The following is a 21,377-nucleotide window of genomic DNA, read 5'->3' as shown; positions in this document are numbered from 1 at the left end:
ATGCGCTATGGCGATTTGACGGTTCATTGTCCGCTGCTCCAGAACGTCGCGCTGAGTGAAGCCGAAGTGCTGGGCGCGTCGGTCTGGCTCTGGATGCATTCCCTTAACCACCGTGACGCGCCGCTGCACGCCCTGCCCGTGGTGCTCCTGCCCATCATTAAACGCCAGCAGTACGTGCTGGTAGAGGAGAAAGGACGCCCGATCTTTTTTCTGAGCTGGGCATGGATGAGCGAAGCCGCCGAACGCCGCTATCTCACCCAGGAGACGGTTCTCCTGCCGGAAGAAGACTGGTGTAGCGGCGATCGGATGTGGTTTCGCGACTTTATCGCGCCATTTGGGCACGCGGAAGCCCTGTTTCGCCTGGTACGCGCGGAGATTTTTCCGCACCACGTCGCGCGCTTTCTCTGGCATCGCGGCAATGAGAAAGGCCGTCGTATCAAAACGTTTTATGGCAGGCAGGTCACGCGCGAAGCGCTGCTGAACTGGAAACACGCGCACCCGCTGCACGGATAAAAATAAAAAGGATTTCACCATGAATAAACGTCTGTACCGTATCGTCTTTAATAAGGCCCGCGGCATGCTGATGGTCGTCTCCGAACTGGCGCGCGGCTGTTCCGGCGGGTCGCCTTCCTCCGGGATCGGGCAGGCGCTTCAGCGCCTTGTCTGCCGCATCGGGGCGCTCAGCCTTGCGCTGTGGCTGGCTTCTGGCGCGGTCACGGTGCAGGCCGCCGGGATTGTGGCGGACGCCTCCGCGTCCGGTAAGCAGCAGCCGACCGTCATCAGCACAGCTAACGGCACGGCGCAGGTGAATATTCAGACCCCGTCGGCAGGCGGCGTGTCCCGCAACACCTACAGCCAGTTCGACGTGGGCCGGGGCGGGGCCATCCTCAACAACTCCCATAAAAATACCTCAACCGAACTCGGCGGGATGGTGGCCGCCAACCCGTGGCTGGCAAAAGGCGAGGCGAAGGTCATCCTCAACGAGGTGAACGCGCGCAACCCGAGCCAGCTTAACGGCTACATTGAGGTGGCCGGACAGAAGGCCGACGTGGTCATTGCCAGCCCGTCGGGCATCACCTGCGACGGCTGCGGCTTTATCAACGCCGGGCGCGCCACGCTGACGACCGGCAGCGCGCAGATGCAGGATGGCCGGATAACCGGCTATCAGGTGGATCGCGGTGAGATTACCGTGAACGGCAACGGGCTGGACGCCTCCGGGCAGGCGCATACCGATATCATCGCCCGTGCGGTTCAGGTGAATGCGGCGATTCACGCGCAGGATTTACGCGTCACTACCGGGCGCAACGCGGTGGATGCGGCGCATGAAAAGGTGACCGCCCTCGCGGATAACGGTGCGGCAAAACCCGTCATGGCGCTGGACGTTTCGCAGGTCGGCGGCATGTACGCCGGAAAAATCCGCCTGATCGGGACGGAAAAAGGCGTCGGCGTGCGCAACGCGGGCAATATCGGCGCGGAAGCCGGGACGGTCACCCTCTCCGCCGACGGGCGTATTGAAAACAGCGGCGCAATCTGGTCTTCCGCTGACGTGGCCCTTTCTGCCACCGACGCCGTACACAACAGCGGCTCTCTCGCAGCACGGCGCAACGTCAGCCTGACGGGCAAAACGATTGCCAGCACCGGCACGCTGGCCGCAGGCGTGCAGCCCGATGGCACCACGGGAAGCGACGGCGATCTGACGCTTACCGCCAGCGGTAAACTTGAGATGCATGGCCTGAATGTGGCGGGTGGCAACATCAGGGCCACGGGTCAGGGGCTGGATGCATCAGGCAGCATAACGCAGGCCAGCGCCATTACCCTTCACGCCGGACAAGGCAACCTCAGCACCGCCGGTGCGCAAGTCATCGCGAATGACGCCCTCAGCGTCACGACAGGCGGCACGCTGGATAACAGCAGCGGCCTGCTCGCCGCCGACCGGCTCACGTTCGCGGCAAAACGCCTGAACAACCAGAAAGGCCAGATAAGCCAGAGCGGCACGCGGGGGCTGACTTTGAACCATCAGGACGGCATCGATAACCGTGAAGGCATGATTGCCGCCAACGCCACGGTCAACGTCGACGCCGCGTCGCTGGATAACCGTAAAGGCCAGATCGTTGCCGCCGATGCCGACAGCGCCCTGACGATCGACACGGCTGGCCTGACGGACAACCGCGAGGGCGAACTGGCTGCGGCAGGCAGCATCAGCGTGAGCGCCAGCACTCTGGACAACAGCAGCGGCTTTATCAGCGCGGAATACGGCCGCATCGGGCTGACCAGCCGCAACGCGCTGACTAACGTCGGCGGGACAATTGTTGCCCGCGATACCCTGACGCTCGACAGCGTCGGGTTGAATAACGACGAAGGATTAATTCAGTCCGGGGCGGATACGATCGTCGACACCCACGGGAACCGCCTGTCAAACGACAATACTTTGACGACCGGCGGCATCGTCAGCCTTGGCACCCTGAACGTTAACGCCGGCAGCATCAGCAACCAGCTCGGCATGCTGGCCAGCGCGAAAGAAGCCGTCGTAACGGCCACGGACGTGGACAACCGCAGCGGTACCTTGAGCGCCGCAGGCGCGCTGAATCTTCGTGCCGGGTCGCTGGAGAATACGCAAGGTACGCTGGTATCCGATGAAGACGTGCGGATAGACGCCACCCGGATCGCCAACCAGAAAGGGATGATTGCCGCCCAGGGCACGCTTGCCGTCACGGCACAGCGTCTGGACAACGACAGCAGCGGGCTGCTCCAGAGCGGAGGGGATCTCACGCTGGCCGCTCAAGGTATCAGCAACCGCAACAGCGGGGACACGGGCGGCATCGTTAGCCAGGGAAACCTGACCCTAACCACGACCGATCTGCAAAATGATGCGGGCGTACTGCTCGCCAAAAAACGGGCGACGCTGGACGCCGCGCGCTTGAGCAACATCGCCGGGACGCTGTATGCCCTGGATACGCTGACGCTTGCCACGCGCAGCGATACCGACAACCGTCAGGGGGTTATTCAGGGAGACGGGCTTGTCCTTGATACCCACGGCTTCCAGCTGGATAACCGTGAGGGGACGATTTACAGCCTGGCGGACATGCAGCTCGCCACCGCCGCGCTGCACAACCAGAACGGCACGCTGGGCGCAAAAGGAGATTTCACGCTGCGGGCAACCTCGCTGGATAACCGTTCCGGCGGGCGTCTGGTGGGTGAGCAGGAGATGACCCTCAACCTCAATCGTCTTGATAACCAGGACGGGCAGATCCAGTCTCTCGGTGAACTGGCGGTGAATGCCGTAACGGGTGCGATCGACAACACGCTGGGCCTGATACGCAGCGGCGCAACGGTTACGCTCAACGCGGCTTCGCTGATCAACCGCAACACGCAGGCCGACGAAAAGGGCATTGAAGGGCTGGATGTGAACATCAACAGCCAGCAGTTTGATAACGCTCAGGGAACGACGCGGGCAGGCGATACGTTATCGATCGCCAATGCCGAAACCCTGGATAACGCGCAGGGTGAGCTGTCCGCCGCGGGCGCGCTGTCGCTGAGCGGCGCGGCTTTACGGCTTCTCAACGCTGACGGTATCGTTATTGGTGGGGAAAACGTCACGCTTGAAGTCGACGCGCTAACCGGAGACGGTCAACTCCTCTCGCTTGGCGATATGGCGATTCACACGCAGCAGAGCTTTAACAACGCGGGTGATGTGATTGCTAACGGCAGCATGACCTTCACCACGCCAGGCAGCGTGACCAACAGCGGCAACCTGCTGGCGGGCGCAAAACTGGATCTCAGCGCCGCCAGCCTGCTCAACGCCGCGTCCGGCGAGATTGCCGCCGGAGCGACCTGGCTGACCGTCTCCTCAAGAATCAGTAATGACGGTCTTATCGACGGCAGCCAGACGTGGCTGCGTGCCGAAACCCTGACGAACGCGGGCACCGGCCGCATCTACGGCGATCACCTGTCGATTCAGGCGACAACGCTCAATAACCTCGCCCAGGACGGAACGGCGGCAACCCTCGCCGGACGCCAGCGCGTGGACATCGGCGCGCGGACAATCAACAACCGCGACCATGCGCTGATCTACAGCGACGGGGCGATGGCCATCGGCGGCCGCGTGGACGGCGACGGCTTCGCCATCGGGCAGACGCAAACCCTCAACAACCACAGCGCGACCATTGAGTCCGCTGGCGACATGGCGCTCTCCGTCGGCCAGCTCAACAACATCAACGACCATTTCAGCACCGAAGTGGCGCTCATCTCCACGGAGCAGATCCACGAGTACCAGCAAAAGGGATCGCCCACCCGCTGGGATGCCAATGCTGACGGCGTGTTCGTCGACCGCAACTCGGCCGACCACCTGCTAAACCTCAACACCCCGGACGATACCGGAGCCAACAACGACAACTTTTACGAATACACCTACACCCGCACCATTGAAGAAGAGGTGATTGCCGAGAGCGACCCGGGCAAAATCCTCTCCGGCGGCAATATGCTGATTACGGCAAATCAGGTACTCAACGATAAAAGCCAGATTGTGGCGGGGGGAACGCTCGGGATCTTCGCCGATTCGGTGGATAACGTGATGCCGGAAGGCAGCCGGTGGATCACCGATGCAGGCTCGGTCACGCACTACAGCCGTAAATCCAGAAAGGGCGGCGACTCTCAGGGAAAAAGCACCTCGGACTACGCCCCGCCTGTGGTGATCCAGTCGATCACCCTGTCGCCGGGCAAAATGGAAGGCAATAGCCAGGCCGATGGCAGCGGCATGACCCTTTCGCCCGCCACCGCCCACAAAACGGATGCCACGCTCAGCGGGACGGGTAGCCTGGCGGTAGGTGTGGACACCACCTCACCAAATTCCCCTGCCCTGCCCTCCGACAATGCGCCGGGCAAATGGATTGAAACGCCCGCCAGCGATGCGCAGGACGTGGTGGTGCGTGCCGCCGGGCCGGACATCCGTCTGCCGGACAGCAGCCTGTTTAACACCCTGCCGGATCCGGACGCGCATTACCTGATCGAAACCGATCCACGCTTCACCAACAACAAGACGTGGCTCGGCAGTGATTATATGCAGAATGCGTTCACGACGGATCCGGATAACGTGCACAAGCGTCTTGGCGACGGCTATTACGAACAGCGTCTGGTGCGCGAGCAGATCGTCGCCCTCACCGGCGGCCGCTACCTGGGCGACTACCGCGACGATGAGACCCAGTTCAGGGCGCTGATGGATGCGGGCATTGCTTTCGGGCAGGCGCATCAGCTTGTCCCCGGCGTAGCGCTCACCGCTGAACAGATGAGCCTGCTGACGGAGGACATGGTCTGGCTGGTCAACACCCGCGTTCAGCTTGCCGACGGCAGCTGGCAGACGGTGATGGTCCCGCAGGTGTATGTTCGCGTACAGCCTGGCGACATCGACGGCTCCGGCGCGCTGATGGGCGGCCAGAACGTGGTGATGAACCTGAACCGCGACTTGGTCAACAGCGGCACCCTGCACGGCCGTGACGCGGTGCAGCTCAGCGCCGACAACATCACCAACAAAGCCGGAACGATACGGGGGGCTGACGTCAGCCTCTTCGCCCGCACGGACATCAGCAACACCGGCGGCACGCTCTCAAGCAAACATGCCGTACTGGCCACCGCCGGGCGCGACATCAGCCTCACCACCACCACCCGCAGCGCACAGCGCAGCAGCGGGAAAAACAGCTTTGAGCGCACCACCGTGGAGCGCGTGGCGGGGATCTACGTCCAGGGCGATGACGGTAAGCTGGTGCTGAACGCCGGACGCGATCTCACCCTGACCGGCGCGCAGGTCGTTAACCGCGGCAGCGACAGCCAGACGGTGCTTAATGCCGGGCGGGATCTGACCCTCACCACCGTCACCACCTCCGCCAGCGATAACCTGACGTGGGATAAAAATAACTGGCTGAAGCAGTCCGTCACGCAGCAGGCAGGCAGCGAGGTGGCCAGCGGAGGCGATATCCTGATGATGGCCGGCCGCGACGTGCATGCGCAGGCCGCAACCGTGGAGGCGGGCAACAGCCTCGGCGTCAGCGCGGGGCACGACATCTCCGTCACCGCCGCCACCGACAGCAGCGCGTTTGAGTCGCACCATCAGTCCACCGGCAGCAGCGGCGCGCTGTCGAAAAAAACCGTGACCACGCACGATGTGGTGAACCGCGAGACCGCCCAGGGCACCCTGTTCAGCGGCGACAGCGTCACCCTGCAGGCGGGCAATAACCTGCGGGTACAGGGCAGCGATATCGTGGGCGATAACGATGTCCGGCTGGCGGCGGGCAACGGCCTGACCGTGACCACGGCGGAAGAGCACAGCCAGGAGAGCCATCAGCGCCAGGAGAAAAAATCCGGCTTCTCCGGCACGGGCGGCATCGGCGTCAGCTACGGCAGCCAGAGCCTGAAGGTCACCGACACCGCGCAGGACACCACCCATCGCGGCAGCACCATCGGCTCCGTGAACGGCAGCGTCACGCTGAGCGCGGGCAGCGACCTGAGCGTCCACGGCTCGGACCTGATTGCCGGGCAGGACATGACGCTCGCCGGGAAAAACGTCAGCATCACCGCCGCCACGGAGAGCGGCACGCAGACCCACACCGTGGAGCAAAAATCCTCCGGCCTGACCCTTGCGCTCTCCGGCGCGGCGGGCGGTGCGCTCGACAGCAGCGTGAGCACCCTGAAGCAGGCCAGGGAGACCGATAACGACCGCCTCGCCGCCCTGCAGGCGGTGAAAGGCGCGCTGACCCTCGGACAGGGCGCGCAGTCCGTCATGCTCGACCAGGCCACCGGCAACCAGAAGGGCAACGACAACACCGTCGGCATCAGCCTCTCTTACGGCAGCCAGTCGTCAACATCCACCCAGACCAGCACGCAGGCCACCGCAAAAGGCAGCAGCCTCACCGCCGGGAATAACCTCACCGTGGTCGCAACCGACGGCGACCTGCTGGTTCACGGCAGCCAGCTAGATGCGCAGAACGACCTGTGGCTACAGGCCAGCCGGGACGTGAACCTGATTTCCGCGCTGAACACCTCCACGCTCGACGGCAAAAACGAGAGCCACGGCAGCAGCGCGGGCGTCGGTATCGGCTACGGCTCCGGCGGCGCGGGCATCTCCGTCTCCGCCAGCGTGAACGGCGGCAAAGGGACAGCGCGCGGCAACGGCACCACCCGCACCGAAACCACGGTTAACGCGGGCGAGACGCTCAGCATCGTCAGCGGGCGCGACGCGAATATCACCGGGGCGCAGGCCAGCGGGAAAACCGTCGTGGCCGACATCGGGCGCAACCTGACCCTCGCCAGCGAGCAGGACACCGACCGCTACGACAGCAGCCAGAAGAACGCCAGCGCGGGCGGCAGCTTCACCTTCGGCACCATGAGCGGCTCGGCCAGCGTTAACCACAGCCGCGACAGGATGAACAGCGACTATGCCTCCGTGAAGGAGCAGAGCGGCATCTTCGCGGGCTCCGGCGGGTTCGGCATCACGGTGGGCGGCCACACGCAGCTCGACGGCGCGGTTATCGCCTCCACCGCCACGGCGGATAACAACCGTCTCGACACCGGGACGCTCGGCTGGCGGGATATCCACAACGCCGCCGAATACGACGTGGAGCACCAGAGCGCGGGCATCAGCACCGGCGGCAGCATCGCGGGGCAGTTCGCCGGGAACATGGCGAGCAACCTGCTGGTCGGGGCGGACAGCAGCGGCAGCGCGGATGGCACCACGCGGGCGGCTGTCGGGGAAGGAACCATTACCGTTCGTGATGCAGCAAACCAGACGCAGGATGTGGCGGACCTAAGCCGCGACACGGCGAATGCAAACGGCAGCATCGACACCATCTTCGATAAGGAAAAAGAGCAGCGCAGGATGGAGGAGGCGCAGCTTATCGGGGAAATCGGCAGCCAGGTGGCGGATATCGCCCGCACGCAGGGCGAAATAAACGCGCTGGAGGAAGCGCGTAAGGTACATCCGGAGATGACCGCCGACCAGCTGAAAGACACTCAGGCCTACCGTGACGCGCAGGCAGAATACGGCACGGGCAGCGACATGCAGCGCGCCATTCAGGCGGCTACCGCTGCGGCTCAGGGTCTGACGGGTGGCGACATGACCGCCGCGCTGGCCGGAGCCGCCGCACCGTACGTGGCGGAGATTATCGGCCACCGGACGGGGCTGGACGACGGAATGGAAAAAGCCGCCGCCCACGCGGTGGCGAATGCCGTGCTGGCCGCGATGCAGGGGAAAGACGCGCTGGCGGGCGCGGCGGGTGCCGCCGCCGGGGAGCTGGCGGGTGGTATTGCGCTGGAGATGTACGGGAAGGATTTTACTGCGCTGAGCGAAAGTGAAAAGCAGACCATCAGCGCCCTGGCGACTCTTGCCGCAGGGATAGCGGGTGGCGTTGCGGGAGATGGTATGGCAAGTGCCATTGCGGGAGCGCAGTCCGGGAAGACGGTGGTTGAGAATAATGCGCTTGCAAATGTATTAGCTGCCGCGAATAAAGCCAAACCGGGAACGGCAGAGAAATGGCAGGAAGAGCAACAGGCGGCAATTAAAGAAGTCTGTAGCGGAAATACGCCGATGTCTTGCCAGATGGCAGTGGCTGCCATGGGCACGGTGATGTCAGGGGGTGTGCTCCCTGAGGCGATGGTTGTTTCTGGAGTTATCAGTAGTGGCGTAGTCAGTGCAGTTGATTATTCAATGACAGGAACGGTTGATCCCAAAAATGCCATGGCAGCATATTGGGTGGGAGCACTGACTAGAAATACAGGCCTAGAAGCAACAATAGCCATAAATGCAGCGGGAGGAGCTACAACAAGTTATCTTGACGGCAAAAATCCATGGATAGGGGGGTTGGTTAGTGGTCTCACTGGCGGAGTCGCCTATGGCATAGGCAATAAAGTTGTTGAACCTGCTATGGATGAAGTCTTCAATCCTGTTTGGAAAAACTTAGGTTGGGACGACATTGGGATGGGAATATCTAAGCCTGTTCAACCAAGCTTATGGCCTTCAGTTGCTGGAGCAACGAGCGGGACTTCAGGGGGTGAATATATTTCCAATAAGATAAATGACAAGATAGATGAAGTGAAAGGTAATCATGGAGGCGAGACTAAATGAAGTTTCTTGCCATTTTCCTATATTATTTTCTTGCTACATTTATGACCGTAGCCTTGACATTAATGATTTTAGGTACAGCTATTGATGCATTCTTTTGGCTGTTTTACAAAATACCTTTCAATTTTTCTATAGAAGACGTAGTTAACTATCTAAAAATAGCCTGTGTCGCTGGCGGAGTGTGCGGAATTGGAGGTGTATATTATTACACCAGAACAATGAAGCGGCATTGATTACGCTGGGACAGACAACAACCCCAGTTTAGTAGCTGGGTTTGTTGTGGAAAATAACCTGATGGCCGGGAGTGAGGATGCACAGGTTGCGTGGTTACAACAGCACGGAACTGATATGGCGAGCTGTGCGGATAATCCATCCGGGGCAGCATGTCAGAAAGCGCAGAACGAAGCCAATGCAGTAGCATTCGCAATGGCATCAGCAGGGCTGATTTATTTGCCAGGAGGAATGCCGGTGACTGCAGGGATAGGTGGGACGGCGAATGCAGGCATCCAATATCTCATTAACGGAACGGTTAACCCAACTGATGTACTAATTGCAAGCTATGTCGGTGCGTTTACAGCAAACACTGGTTTTTACGGAACAGTAGGCTGGAATGCGGCAGGCGGTGCCACATCAAACTGGCTGAAAGGGGATGATCCGTTGATGGGGGCTGCGGGTTCTGCAGTAGATTATGGAATAGATAATAAGATTGTTTCACCTGCTCTGGACAAGTATTTAATCCTAAATGGAAAAATTATTCGTGGATTGATATGGGGATGGGGATTAGCAAACCTTTACCACCATCCCCTGTACCAGGAATGGCGGGTGCTGCAACAGCTTCTTTTGCAACAGAAAGCACCGGGCAAGGCATTCCTAAGTCTTTAGACGAGCTAAACAAAGGTAGCGAATGATGAAAATAAGCTTGCTGCGCTGGGTTCTCACAGCCTTGATCTTAGTTATAGCGATGACGATATGTTCACTTATCATCACTGCATCTAAGTATATGATTTTATACTTTAAAACAGGCTCATTTAATGACTCATTAGTTCAGATATTGTACCTCAGTATGAAAATTGGTTTATTTACTGGCGTATTAATAACTATCGGTATTTGGATCATGTACCGTTTTAATATTCGATAGTGAGTTGAATCCCGGTAAGCATACGGGCAACTCACATTGATAGAACTGTTTTCGACCATGTTTGCATTTCCCATATGTTACCACTGGTGGGATCCTGGGCCAGGAGTCGGATGCATAAGGCATGATGAAGGAAACAGACGCACGCACTGCACGGATAAAGATGCAATCTTTCATCACACGAATTTTGACCAGCATGCCGTCAACGAAACCTGCGTTCGACAACCACTTCCTGTTTAGGGGGAGGTAGTTTCTATCCATCCGGGAATAAAGCTCACAACAGGCTGAACTGCTCTGCGGCGTTATTGCACAAATCTCACATTAGCCATTCCATCAGAATACGTCCTCGATCCATCAAGCACCCTCGACCTATTGCTACGATTAATACTTCCTGTTCTTCCTCAAAATGAAAAAGAGCACCCACCATGAAGGTATAAATTTATTCCTAATTATATGCACTAAAGCTATTCCACTCTGTTTTTATCTATCCTACTAATTTAAAATTCCTTCTCTAATAAAATACAAATGGAATATATAAATGAATAAAATATCTTTGGCTATTATTCTGGCAACTTCGGTTGCAAGCAGCGTCGTCTTCGCGAATGAACAAACGTTATCCCTTGGCTATGCTCACGCGGATGTGCAAAACTTTAATAGTCTGAGCGGTGTAAACCTGCAGTATCGCTACGAATTTAACTCACCGTTAAGTATTGTTGGCTCTTTCACCTATATGCAGGGTGATGGTTCCAACCAGTATTATGTGGTAAACGACTTTGTTAAAAACGATGCGGATGTGAAATATTATTCAGTACTTGCAGGTCCTGCATACCGTATTAATAATTACCTCTCTCTGTACTCTCTGGCAGGTGTTTCTTATGTTAAGGCCACCGGGTCAACAACCTGGATTAACTCTACGCTCGATTATACAGGTCATGACAGCATTTCTTTAAACTCGACCTCTTTTGCCTATGGTGCAGGTCTGATGGTTAATCCTGTTGAAAATATTTCAGTGACGATCGGCTATGAAGGAACGAACGCCGATCTGGATGGCAACTACGCCATCAATGGATTTAATTTGGGTATTGGCTATCGCTTCTAATACTATATGAGAGTTATCTACTAAGAAGATAACTCTCTTTTAATTGAGTTATTCCTCCTCGTTCCCACCCTCTTCATACGCGCCAAAAGGCTTCGCCGGAAGAACAATATAGGTGCCTTCAAACACCGCGCCCGGGGTTTCATCGCCGAACAGCTCAACCTGCATCTGCACGCGCGCTTTGCGGCCACGCGCCAGACGATCAAGGTCGCCACCCAGTGCGCCAAGGTCAGCCACCGCGCTCGGTTTGCCGCTGATCGGCGCGCTGTAACGAATATGGGCATCGGCCAGAATGATGGTGCCGCCAAGGTGGCGCTCGCGCAGCATCAGCCAGATCAGCCCCCAGCCGGTGAGCGTGGCCAGAGAAAACAGGCTGCCCGCAAACAGGGTGTGGTGAGGGTTCTGATTGCCGGTTTCCGGCATGGTGGTAATGAATTTTTGCCCGGTGTACTGCTGGATGCGCACGCCCATTTTTTCGCTGAGCGGAATGTGCTGATACCAGGCCTGCTGGAGCTGCCCGCACCAGTCTGCGCGATGAAGAATGTCGTCCAGCGTGGCGATGGGTTTGATCATTAAAAAGTGACGAATCGGCGTGGTTTGCGGGGCGGTGATTTCCCCCTGATTCACAAAACCGAGCTTGGCAAAGAACTCCACGGCATCTTCGCGGGCGCTACAGGTGACGCGCTTAACGCCTTCCTGACGGGCCACGGACTCCAGGGTCATCGCCATGAGCGTCCCCAGCCCTTTGTCCTGTACGGAAGGGTGAACCGCCATAAAGCGAATTGACGCTTCGTTATCGGCGTTGATATACAAACGCCCGACGGCGACGAGGTTGCCCTCTTCGTCCATCACCATCTGGTGATGGGCCATCGCGTCCCAGGCGTCGCGCTCAGAGCCTTTCGGCTGATGTAATGGCTTGCGCAGCATTTCCCAGCGAAACTGGTAATAGGCTTCTAACTCTTCTTCCGTTTGCGGTACTCGAAGGTGATACATAGCTGTACTCTCTCTTGTTACCCGCGGCCATGCCGTAAGTATGCTCATACCTGGAGCCAGAATGTGACGGGGCCATCGTTCACCAGCGATACCTGCATATCTGCAGCGAATCGTCCGGTTTGCGTATTCATTTCCTGCTGGCGACAACGCTCAACAAAGTACTCGTAAAGTGCTTCTGCACGATCCGGCGCGGCGCCCTTAGAGAAACTCGGGCGCATGCCGCGCTCGGTATCCGCTGCCAGCGTAAACTGGGACACCACCAGCACGCTGCCGCCCGCCTGCTGGACGTTCAGGTTCATCTTGCCTTCCGCATCGCTGAAAATGCGGTAGCCCAGCACGCGCTCGCACAGTCGGTTGGCTTTTTGTTCGTCATCATCCTTTTCGACACCTAACAACACCAAAAGTCCTGGGCCAATTTCACCCGTCACCTCTCCCTCCACGGTGACGCTGGCACGGGTTACGCGCTGTATCAATGCAATCATGGTTGGTCTGCTTCTTGTTGTTTTTCAGCTGCTGCTGCTTTTTTAAGTTCGCGGTATACGCCGAGAGTGACAGTTATTTCGGCACCAAGCAAGACGATACACCAGGTCCAGTAGACCCAGACAAACAAAATGGGGATCACCGCCAGCACGCCGTAAATGAGCTGATAGGACGGAAACATAGTGATGTAGAGGGCAAACCCTTTCTTACCGAGCTCAAAGAGTAACGCCGCCACCAGCGCCCCCACTACCGCATCGCGGTTAGGTACGCGCGAGGTCGGGACAACGCTGTAGAGCAGCCAGAAAGAGAGCCACGACAAAATCAGCGGAAAGATGCGCAGGACGTTATCAATGGCACCGTTAAAATCGCTCGCCCAGCGCAGCGAAAGAAGGTACGAGCTGATCGCAAGGCTTGCCCCGGCCAGCAGCGGGCCAAGCGTGAGGATCATCCAGTAGACGGCAAACGAGTAAACCTTGGGCCGCGCTTTTTTACTCCGCCAGATGGTGTTGAGCGCGCTATCAATGGCGTACATCAACAGCAGCGCGGTGACGATAAGACCGCACGCCCCCACCGCCGTCATCTTGTTAGAGTTAGCAACGAACTGCTCGATATAGTTCTGAATGATGTCGCCGGTGGCGGGAATGAAATTCGCGAAAACGAAGTGGCGAAGCTGTACGCTCACTTCCGCAAACATCGGGAAGGCGGAAAAAAGCGCAAAAATCACCGCCACCAGCGGCACTAATGAAAGCAACGACACGTAGGCGAGGTTTCCCGCCAGCGTGGTCATATTGTCCTCATCAATCCGGTGCCAGAGCAGCTTCAGCCAGGCCCGCAGCGGACGCGTATGGTGTGTGGCTTTTTGATGAACGGTTTTTAGCATAGCTGCTTCGCAAAGTAGTTGGGGATCGTCTCTTTTCCGGTCACCAGAATTGACGTGATACCCAGCTGGTTAGCTCCCTCTATATTATCGGCATTGTCGTCGAAAAAGACCGTATCGGCCGCCGTAAATCCTTCTTCCTGCAGAACAGCCTGATAAATTCGCGCTTCAGGCTTACGCATGCCCATCTCCTGCGAGAGATAGATTTTATCTGCCGCCGCCTTAACCTCAGGGTATTCCTCAGGCCAGAACGTGGTGTGGAGGCGGTTGGTATTGGAGAGAACAACCACGCGGTGCCCCTGCTCGCGCAGTTTGTGCATGATGTCGATCGTTTCGGGGCGAATCGCCACAAATACCGCCTGCCAGCCGTGGGAAAACTGCTCGTAGCTTAACGAGAGCCCCATCTCCTGGCAGAAACGTTCAGCGAATGCTTCATCGCTGATTTCGCCGCGCTCGTGCTGGTGGAAGGTCTCGCCCATCGCGAAATTTTGCTTTAACGTCGCCAGCGGAACACGGCTAAAATCGCTCCATGCGCCCAGCACCCGATTAAAATCGATATCGACGATTACGTTTCCTAAGTCAAAGATATAAAGCATGTTTATCTCCTGCTCGCCGTGGAAAATTAACTGTAGCGGGAAAGAGAAGGTTTGGCTATGCGTCAGATTCAGCTTAGAGAAAGGAGCAGCCCGAACCTGAAATCCGGGCCATAAACGGATTAACCCGCCTGCTGTTCGTCGTTTGAATTGACTTCAACGACCTCAACCTTGCTGGATTTTAGATGGTTTTGCAGCGTGGAGCCGGGGAGCTCATCAGTAAAGAGCGCCGTGGCCTGCGCCACGTTGCCAATTTCCACGGCGGCGGAAGCGGTGTACTTCGTATGATCGGCTGCCAGTAGAATATGACGCGAGTGAGCCATCATCGCTTTCACCACGCTGGCTTCATTGACGTCAAACTCCATCATCGCGCCGTCGTGCTCAATCGCGCCGACGCTGGTCACGAGATAGTCCGCCCGAAAGCCGGACACAAACGCCGTCGCCGCCGGGCCGATAATACCGCCGTTATGCGGGCGCAGCGTGCCGCCGGGGACCATCACTTCAAAGCGCGGGTTTTTATAGAGAATGTGCGCCACCCGCAGGCTGTTGGTGATAATGCGCAGATGGTTGTGATTGAGCAGCGCCCGGGCGACATGCTCTACCGTCGTCCCGATGGTGATGAAGATGGTGGAGCCATCGGGAATGTAGTCCGCAATCGCTTCGGCAATCGCCCGCTTCTCTTCGGTGAGCGAAACTTCACGCTGCTCAAACGCCGTATTCACCACGCTGGATGCCCTGCCCGCACCGCCATGATGGCGCGTAATCAGTCCCTGCTCGCTGAGCTTGCGGATATCGCGCCGCACCGTTTGCGTAGAGACATCCAGCAGCTGCGCCAGTTCATCAATATTCATATAGCCGCGATCGGCAATCAGCGTCAGCAGCTGATCGTGACGCGGGTTGCCGGTCAGTTCGGTAAGGCTCATGGGCTGTCCTCTGAAAACCATCACGCCCCGCATTTTATACAAAAAGTGACAAAAAAGAGCGGGTTTGATCACAGTCGGGTATCCCCGCACGCCCGCCGGGCCTGGTGCACTTCAGTGCGGCGACCGCGCTGGCAAACCGCACGGCGTTGTCCACAGGGACATGCTGCCCCAGGCTGACCGCCAGCGCGCCATGGAAAACGTCGCCCGCGCCGGTGGTATCAATGACATCCACCTCAAAGCCGGGCTGGTGGCATAACCTGCCGTTCTCCAGCCAGAAGCAGCCGTCTCGCCCCTGGGTCACATACACATGTCCATTTGTGAGCGTTTGTGCTTTTTTCAGCGCACCTACGGTTTCATCCAGCTGCGTTAAGCGCCGCAGCCCCGGCGCGGAGAAGGCGGCGTGGTCGCTTAAGGCGATCAGTTCCGCGATGTCCTGCGGGGTGACGTCGGCGTCCAGCAGGGTCGGAACGCCCTGCCGACGGGCAAGGGTAAACGCCTGCTTTGCCCCGTCGTGCCAGCGCACGTCCGCTAATACAAGGTCCCACTGTGAGAAGTCGATTTCATGCAGCCAGTTAGCCTCAGCGGGGAGATCGGGGCTGGGGTAGTTCGCAATGACGCGCTCCCCGCTGGCGTCCACCAGCACCGCCGATTGTGACGAGCGGGCACCCTTTACTACGCGCGTGTAGCGGGTGTTCACCCCCAGGGATTCCAGCTCCGCGAGCAGCCGTCTGCCGGTATCGTCATCCCCCACCCGGCCAATAAAATCCACTTCCGCCCCCAGTTTAGCCGCCGCCACCGCCGCAGTAGCCGCCGGGCCGCCGCCCACTTCCGTATAGTCTTTTGCGACATATTTCCCACCTTCCTTTGGTAAATCATCGAGATACCAGATGCGATCCAGCACGGTAATGCCGACACAAACGATGCGAGTCATGGTGATTCCTTGTGCGATTTCTGATGCTCTCATTTTAATTTCACCAAATGTTTAAAAAGTGACCCATGTCTATTTTTTGACTATAAATTACAAATACGATCAAAAACAGACAACACAAACGCGCAAAAATTGACACGATGTGACAGGAGAAAGGCATGTCAGCAATCGCATTTATCGGTTTAGGGCAGATGGGCGCGCCAATGGCGAAGAATCTGCTGAAGCAAGGCCACCGGCTGAGCGTATTTGATGTGAACCCGCAGGCGGTTCAGGCGCTGGTGGAGCACGGCGCACGGGCGGCGGCAACGCCCGCGCAGGCCGCAGTGGACGCCGAATTCGTCATTACCATGCTGCCAAACGGTGACCTGGTGCGCAGCGTATTGTTCGGCGAGCACGGCGTGTGCGATGGGTTATCCCGCGACGCGCTGGTGATAGATATGTCCACCATCCATCCGCTGCAAACCGACGCGCTGATCCGCGACATGGCGGCGCGCGGCTTCAGCCTGATGGACGTCCCGGTCGGGCGCACGTCTGACCATGCCATCGCCGGTACGTTACTTCTGCTGGCAGGCGGCACGGCGCAGCAGGTTGAGCGCGCTACTCCGGTACTCATGGCGATGGGCAACGAGCTGATTAACGCCGGCGGGCCGGGCATGGGCATCCGCGTGAAGCTTATTAATAACTACATGAGCATCGCCCTGAACGCGCTGTCGGCCGAGGCCGCCGTGCTCTGCGAAGCGCTCGGTCTCTCCTTCGACGTGGCGCTCAAGGTGATGAGCGGCACGCCTGCGGGCAAAGGCCACTTCACGACCTCATGGCCGAACAAGGTGCTGAAAGGGGATCTTTCACCCGCCTTCATGATCGACCTGGCGCATAAAGATCTGGGCATTGCGCTCGACGTGGCCAATCAGCTCCACGTTCCGATGCCGCTCGGCGCGGCCTCCCGCGAAGTTTACAACCAGGCACGCGCCGCCGGGCGCGGGCGCGAAGACTGGACGGCCATTCTCGAACAGGTTCGCGCATCTGCCGGGCTGAAAAAATCACACTGATACGAAAGGACTGAGGAATGACGATGTACACCCTGAAAGATATCACCCGACCTTCCGGCGGTTTTGCGATGCTGGCCGTAGACCAGCGCGAAGCGATGCGCCTGATGTTTGCGGCGGCAGGCGCGCCGGTGCCGGTCACCGACCAGCACCTCACGGATTTTAAGGTTAACGCCGCCAAAATCCTGTCGCCTTACGCCTCCGCCATTCTCGTCGACCAGCAGTTCTGCTATCGCCAGATTGTGGCGCAGCAGGCCGTTGCCAAGAGCTGCGCGATGATTGTGGCCGCCGACGAGTTCATACCGGGCAACGGTATTCCGGTCGACAGCGTGGCGATCGACAAGAACATCGACGCGCAGGCGGTCAGGCGCGACGGCGGCAAGGCGCTGAAGCTGCTGGTGCTTTGGCGCAGCGATGAAGATCCTCAGCAGAGGCTGGAGATGGTGCAGGCGTTCAATACGCTGTGCCACAGCAACGGGCTGCTCAGCATCATTGAGCCGGTGGTGCGTCCGCCGCGTCGCGGTGCCGCGTTTGACCGCGAGCAGGCGATTATTGATGCGGCGAAAGAGCTGGGCGACAGCGGTGCCGACCTCTACAAAGTGGAGATGCCGCTGTTCGGAAAAGGTACGCAGCAGGCGCTGCTGGCCGCCTCGCAAAAGCTGAACGCGGAAATCAATATGCCGTGGGTGATCCTCTCTTCCGGCGTGGATGACAAGCTCTTCCCGCGCGCGGTGCAGGTTGCCATGCAGGCGGGGGCTTCCGGCTTTTTAGCCGGTCGCGCCGTGTGGTCCTCCGTGGTGGGGCTGCCGGATACGGAAATGATGCTGCGCGACGTCTCCGTGCCAAAACTGCAGCGTTTAGGTGAGATCGTCGACGAAATGATGGCTCGCCGCTAAGAAAGGACCCGAACATGAAATGGTTTAACACCCTGAGCCATAACCGCTGGCTCGAACAAGAGACCGACCGTATTTTGGATTTCGGTAAAAACGCCGCCGTGCCGACCGGCTTTGGCTGGCTGGGCAATAACGGCCAGGTGCGTAGCGACATGGGCACGCATCTGTGGATCACCGCCCGCATGCTGCACGTGTATGCGGTGGCGGCCAACATGGGCCGTCCCGGGGCGTATGCCCTGGTTGAGCACGGCATTAATGCCCTCAACGGCCCGCTGCGCGACAAACAGCACGGGGGCTGGTACGCCTGCGTGAACGATGAGGGCGTGATCGACGCCTCCAAGCAGGGCTATCAGCACTTCTTCGTGCTGCTGGGCGCGGCGAGCGCCGTGACCACCGGCCATCCGCAGGCGCGCAGGCTGCTGGACGACGCGATTGAGGTGATCGAGCGCTATTTCTGGAGCGAGGAAGAGCAAATGTGCCTCGAATCCTGGGACGAGGCCTTTAGCAAAACCGAGGATTACCGCGGCGGCAACGCCAACATGCACGCCGTGGAAGCCTTCCTGATCGTCTATGACGTGACGCACGACCGCAAGTGGCTCGACCGCGCCCTGCGCATCGCCTCGGTGATTATTCACGACGTAGCGCGCAAAGGGGATTACCGCGTTAACGAGCATTTCGACACTGACTGGAACCCGATCCGCGATTACAACATCGATAACCCCGCCCACCGTTTCCGCGCCTACGGCGGCACGCCGGGGCACTGGATCGAGTGGGGCCGCCTGATGCTGCACCTGCGCGCCGCGCTGGAAGCCCGCTTTGAAACCCCGCCGGAGTGGCTGCTGGAAGATGCGAAAGGATTGTTCCACGCCACCATTCGCGACGCCTGGGCACCGGACGGCGCGGACGGGTTTGTCTACTCCGTGGGCTGGGACGGCAAGCCTATCGTGCGTGAACGCGTGCGCTGGCCGATCGTCGAGGCGATGGGCACGGCTTACGCGCTCTACACCGTGACCGGCGAGGCGCAGTACGAAGCCTGGTATCAGAGGTGGTGGGATTACTGCATCAAGTACCTGATGGATTACGAGAACGGCTCCTGGTGGCAGGAGCTGGACACCAATAACGAAGTGACGACCAAAGTCTGGGACGGCAAGCAGGATATTTACCATCTGCTGCACTGTCTGGTGATCCCTCGCCTGCCGCTGGCGCCGGGCTTAGCCCCGGCAACGGCCGCCGGCCTGCTGGATAGCCTGGCCAAATAATAAAAGACGGAGCTCTTATGCGTACCCTACACAATATTGACCTGAAAAATAACGAAAGGGGTTTCACCCTGCACTGGGAAAACCGCCTGATTTTGTCCCACACCGCGGAAGCGCCCTGCCTGTGGATCGGCGCGGGCGAGGCCGATATCGAGATGTTTCGCGGCAACTTCAGCATCAAGGACAGGCTCAACGAAAAGATTGCCCTGACGGATGCGACCGTCACGCAGCAAAGCGCGGGCTGGGCGATCCGCTTTACCCGGGGCGACGCGGTGAGCGCGACGCTGCGGGTGGGCGTGGATGCCGAAGGCCGTCTGGAGCTGAAGCTTAACAATGATGCCACTCGCCATAACCGCATCTGGCTGCGGCTGGCGGCCCAGCCGGAAGATCATATCTACGGCTGCGGCGAGCAGTTCTCTTATTTCGATCTGCGCGGCAAGCCGTTCCCGCTGTGGACCAGCGAGCAGGGCGTGGGCCGTAACAAGCAAACCTTTGTCACCTGGCAGGCAGACTGCAAGGAGAACGCGGGCGGCGATTACTACTGGACCTTCTTCCCGCAGCCGACGTTTGTGAGCACCCAGAAGTACTACTGCCACGTGGATAACAGCTGCTACATGAACTTTGACTTCAGCGCGCCGGACTTCCACGAGCTGGCGTTCTGGGAAGATAACGCCACGCTGCGCTTCGAATGTGCTGAAACGTACGTCGATCTGCTGGAAAAACTCACCGCTCTGCTGGGGAGACAGCCAGAACTGCCGGACTGGGTGTACGACGGCGTGACGCTGGGGATTCAGGGCGGCACCGAGGTGTGTCAGCAGAAGCTCGACGTGATGCGCAAAGGCGGCGTGAAGGTGAACGGCATTTGGGCGCAGGACTGGTCCGGCATCCGAATGACCTCCTTCGGCAAACGCGTGATGTGGAACTGGAAGTGGAACCGCGAGCTGTACCCGCAGCTTGATGCGCGTATTCAGCAGTGGAAAGAGGAAGGCGTGCAGTTCCTCTCCTATATCAACCCGTACGTTGCCAGCGATAAAGACCTGTGCGAAGAGGCGGCGAAACGCGGCTATCTGACCAAAGACGCCGACGGCAAGGACTACCACGTCGAGTTCGGTGAGTTCTACGCGGGCGTTATCGACCTGACCAATCCGGAAGCCTACGGCTGGTACAAAGAGGTCATCAAAAAGAACCTGATCGAACTGGGCTGCGGCGGCTGGATGGCCGACTTCGGGGAGTACCTGCCGACCGACACCTTCCTGCACAACGGCGTCAGCGCGGAGATCATGCACAACGCCTGGCCTGCCCTGTGGGCGAAGTGTAACTACGAGGCGCTGGAAGAGACCGGCAAGCTCGGGGAGATCCTGTTCTTCATGCGCGCGGGCTACACCGGCAGCCAGAAGCACTCGGTGATGATGTGGGCGGGCGACCAGAACGTCGACTGGAGCCTGGACGACGGCCCGGCCTCGGTGATTCCGGCGGCGCTCTCCCTGGCGATGACCGGGCACGGCCTGCACCACAGCGACATCGGCGGCTATACCACCCTCTTCGGGATGAAGCGCAGCAAAGAGCTGCTGCTGCGCTGGTGCGATTTCAGCGCCTTCACGTCGATGATGCGCACCCATGAGGGCAATCGCCCCGGGGACAACTGGCAGTTCGACGGCGATGCGGAAACCATCGCGCACTTCGCGCGCATGACCACCGTCTTCACCACCCTGAAGCCGTATATCAAAGCCGCCGTCGCGCAGAACGCGAAAAGCGGCCTGCCGGTAATGCGCCCGCTGTTCCTGCACTACGAGAACGACGCCCGCGCCTACACGCTGAAGTACCAGTATCTGTTTGGCCGCGATCTGCTGGTGGCGCCGGTTCACGAAGAGGGGCGCACCGACTGGACGCTCTATCTGCCGCAGGACAGCTGGGTGAATGCGTGGACCGGCGAAACCTGCCGGGGCGGTGAGGTGACCGTTGATGCCCCGCTCGGCAAGCCGCCGGTCTTCTATCGCCAGCACAGCGAATGGGCAGATCTGTTTAGCACCTTACGTCATATCTGATAAGGC

Annotated in this window: 15 protein-coding genes and 1 pseudogene; 9 read left to right on the top strand and 7 right to left on the bottom strand. The window is 58.9% G+C overall.

Annotation, left to right across the window (positions count from 1 at the left end):
* Genes L6R44_RS13990 through L6R44_RS13975 form a run of 4 tightly spaced genes read left to right on the top strand, consistent with a single transcriptional unit; the run spans nucleotide 1 to nucleotide 9,988 of the window.
* Nucleotides 1-513, top strand: a complete 513-nt coding sequence (locus tag L6R44_RS13990) for a toxin-activating lysine-acyltransferase (RefSeq protein WP_237424548.1) — start codon at nucleotides 1-3, stop codon at nucleotides 511-513.
* A gap of 19 nt (nucleotides 514-532) precedes the next feature.
* Nucleotides 533-9,109 carry a hemagglutinin repeat-containing protein gene (locus L6R44_RS13985; protein ID WP_237424547.1) on the top strand — a complete coding sequence of 2,859 codons (8,577 nt, stop codon included), beginning with the start codon at nucleotides 533-535 and terminating at the stop codon, nucleotides 9,107-9,109.
* Entirely contained in the window at nucleotides 9,106-9,339 is a 234-nt protein-coding gene (locus tag L6R44_RS13980) for a hypothetical protein (protein WP_032644320.1), read from the top strand. The genes L6R44_RS13985 and L6R44_RS13980 overlap by 4 nt, the downstream gene beginning before the upstream one ends.
* 46 nt (nucleotides 9,340-9,385) lie before the next feature.
* On the top strand, nucleotides 9,386-9,988 hold the full coding sequence (locus L6R44_RS13975; protein ID WP_237424546.1) for a hypothetical protein: 603 nt from the start codon (nucleotides 9,386-9,388) through the stop codon (nucleotides 9,986-9,988).
* Nucleotides 9,989-10,397: 409 nt separating this feature from the next.
* On the opposite strand, the pseudogene L6R44_RS25035 reads toward L6R44_RS13975, so the two are convergent.
* Nucleotides 10,398-10,550: pseudogene (locus L6R44_RS25035) on the bottom strand (SymE family type I addiction module toxin); the annotation flags it as partial.
* 229 nt (nucleotides 10,551-10,779) lie between these two features.
* Between L6R44_RS25035 and L6R44_RS13970 the strand changes: the two are divergent.
* Nucleotides 10,780-11,340 (top strand): Ail/Lom family outer membrane beta-barrel protein, encoded by a 561-nt coding sequence (locus L6R44_RS13970; RefSeq protein WP_237424545.1) that lies wholly within the window; start codon nucleotides 10,780-10,782, stop codon nucleotides 11,338-11,340.
* Nucleotides 11,341-11,388: 48 nt separating this feature from the next.
* Here the strand turns inward: L6R44_RS13970 and fabY are convergent, their stop codons facing one another.
* The 6 genes from fabY to L6R44_RS13940 form a co-directional block, all read right to left on the bottom strand.
* Nucleotides 11,389-12,330, bottom strand: coding sequence for a fatty acid biosynthesis protein FabY (fabY, locus tag L6R44_RS13965; RefSeq protein ID WP_032644315.1), 942 nt, complete (start codon nucleotides 12,328-12,330; stop codon nucleotides 11,389-11,391).
* 44 nt (nucleotides 12,331-12,374) lie between these two features.
* Nucleotides 12,375-12,812, bottom strand: a complete 438-nt coding sequence (gene dtd / locus L6R44_RS13960) for a D-aminoacyl-tRNA deacylase (RefSeq protein WP_008501836.1) — start codon at nucleotides 12,810-12,812, stop codon at nucleotides 12,375-12,377.
* Nucleotides 12,809-13,690 carry a virulence factor BrkB family protein gene (locus L6R44_RS13955; protein ID WP_032644313.1) on the bottom strand — a complete coding sequence of 294 codons (882 nt, stop codon included), beginning with the start codon at nucleotides 13,688-13,690 and terminating at the stop codon, nucleotides 12,809-12,811. Before L6R44_RS13955 ends, dtd begins: the two co-directional genes overlap by 4 nt.
* Nucleotides 13,684-14,283, bottom strand: a complete 600-nt coding sequence (gene yihX, locus L6R44_RS13950) for a glucose-1-phosphatase (RefSeq protein ID WP_237424544.1) — start codon at nucleotides 14,281-14,283, stop codon at nucleotides 13,684-13,686. The genes L6R44_RS13955 and yihX overlap by 7 nt, the downstream gene beginning before the upstream one ends.
* A 119-nt stretch (nucleotides 14,284-14,402) precedes the next feature.
* Nucleotides 14,403-15,203 carry a DeoR/GlpR family DNA-binding transcription regulator gene (locus L6R44_RS13945; protein ID WP_032644311.1) on the bottom strand — a complete coding sequence of 267 codons (801 nt, stop codon included), beginning with the start codon at nucleotides 15,201-15,203 and terminating at the stop codon, nucleotides 14,403-14,405.
* A 34-nt stretch (nucleotides 15,204-15,237) separates the two neighbouring features.
* Nucleotides 15,238-16,134, bottom strand: a complete 897-nt coding sequence (locus L6R44_RS13940; RefSeq protein ID WP_237424543.1) for a sugar kinase — start codon at nucleotides 16,132-16,134, stop codon at nucleotides 15,238-15,240.
* 155 nt (nucleotides 16,135-16,289) lie between these two features.
* Between L6R44_RS13940 and yihU the strand changes: the two genes are divergently transcribed.
* From yihU to L6R44_RS13920, 4 genes are read left to right on the top strand one after another with little or no spacing between them, the layout of a single operon-like run.
* Nucleotides 16,290-17,180 carry a sulfolactaldehyde 3-reductase gene (gene yihU / locus L6R44_RS13935; RefSeq protein ID WP_237424542.1) on the top strand — a complete coding sequence of 297 codons (891 nt, stop codon included), beginning with the start codon at nucleotides 16,290-16,292 and terminating at the stop codon, nucleotides 17,178-17,180.
* A gap of 17 nt (nucleotides 17,181-17,197) precedes the next feature.
* Nucleotides 17,198-18,073 (top strand): sulfofructosephosphate aldolase, encoded by an 876-nt coding sequence (gene yihT, locus L6R44_RS13930; protein ID WP_237424541.1) that lies wholly within the window; start codon nucleotides 17,198-17,200, stop codon nucleotides 18,071-18,073.
* Nucleotides 18,074-18,087: 14 nt separating this feature from the next.
* Nucleotides 18,088-19,329, top strand: a complete 1,242-nt coding sequence (yihS, locus tag L6R44_RS13925) for a sulfoquinovose isomerase (RefSeq protein ID WP_237424540.1) — start codon at nucleotides 18,088-18,090, stop codon at nucleotides 19,327-19,329.
* Between the two features lie 17 nt (nucleotides 19,330-19,346).
* Nucleotides 19,347-21,371 (top strand): alpha-glucosidase, encoded by a 2,025-nt coding sequence (locus tag L6R44_RS13920; RefSeq protein ID WP_237424539.1) that lies wholly within the window; start codon nucleotides 19,347-19,349, stop codon nucleotides 21,369-21,371.
* Nucleotides 21,372-21,377: the final 6 nt, after the last annotated feature.

The organism is Enterobacter cloacae complex sp. ECC445, from assembly GCF_021892025.1.
Taxonomy (GTDB): Bacteria; Pseudomonadota; Gammaproteobacteria; order Enterobacterales; family Enterobacteriaceae; genus Enterobacter; species Enterobacter chengduensis.
The sequence above is the reverse complement of the archived record's forward strand: the minus strand, read 5'-3'. Positions and strand labels throughout refer to the sequence as shown.

What these genes read in the sequence shown, in the direction of transcription:
- yihX (WP_237424544.1), bottom strand. Translation starts at nt 14,283, where the DNA reads ATGCTTTATATCTTTGACTTAGGAAACGTAATCGTCGATATCGATTTT.
- yihU (WP_237424542.1), top strand. Translation starts at nt 16,290, where the DNA reads ATGTCAGCAATCGCATTTATCGGTTTAGGGCAGATGGGCGCGCCAATG.
- L6R44_RS13920 (WP_237424539.1), top strand. Translation starts at nt 19,347, where the DNA reads ATGCGTACCCTACACAATATTGACCTGAAAAATAACGAAAGGGGTTTC.
- L6R44_RS13940 (WP_237424543.1), bottom strand. Translation starts at nt 16,134, where the DNA reads ATGACTCGCATCGTTTGTGTCGGCATTACCGTGCTGGATCGCATCTGG.
- L6R44_RS13945 (WP_032644311.1), bottom strand. Translation starts at nt 15,203, where the DNA reads ATGAGCCTTACCGAACTGACCGGCAACCCGCGTCACGATCAGCTGCTG.
- L6R44_RS13985 (WP_237424547.1), top strand. Translation starts at nt 533, where the DNA reads ATGAATAAACGTCTGTACCGTATCGTCTTTAATAAGGCCCGCGGCATG.
- dtd (WP_008501836.1), bottom strand. Translation starts at nt 12,812, where the DNA reads ATGATTGCATTGATACAGCGCGTAACCCGTGCCAGCGTCACCGTGGAG.
- L6R44_RS13980 (WP_032644320.1), top strand. Translation starts at nt 9,106, where the DNA reads ATGAAGTTTCTTGCCATTTTCCTATATTATTTTCTTGCTACATTTATG.
- L6R44_RS13970 (WP_237424545.1), top strand. Translation starts at nt 10,780, where the DNA reads ATGAATAAAATATCTTTGGCTATTATTCTGGCAACTTCGGTTGCAAGC.
- fabY (WP_032644315.1), bottom strand. Translation starts at nt 12,330, where the DNA reads ATGTATCACCTTCGAGTACCGCAAACGGAAGAAGAGTTAGAAGCCTAT.
- yihT (WP_237424541.1), top strand. Translation starts at nt 17,198, where the DNA reads ATGACGATGTACACCCTGAAAGATATCACCCGACCTTCCGGCGGTTTT.
- L6R44_RS13955 (WP_032644313.1), bottom strand. Translation starts at nt 13,690, where the DNA reads ATGCTAAAAACCGTTCATCAAAAAGCCACACACCATACGCGTCCGCTG.
- L6R44_RS13990 (WP_237424548.1), top strand. Translation starts at nt 1, where the DNA reads ATGCGCTATGGCGATTTGACGGTTCATTGTCCGCTGCTCCAGAACGTC.
- yihS (WP_237424540.1), top strand. Translation starts at nt 18,088, where the DNA reads ATGAAATGGTTTAACACCCTGAGCCATAACCGCTGGCTCGAACAAGAG.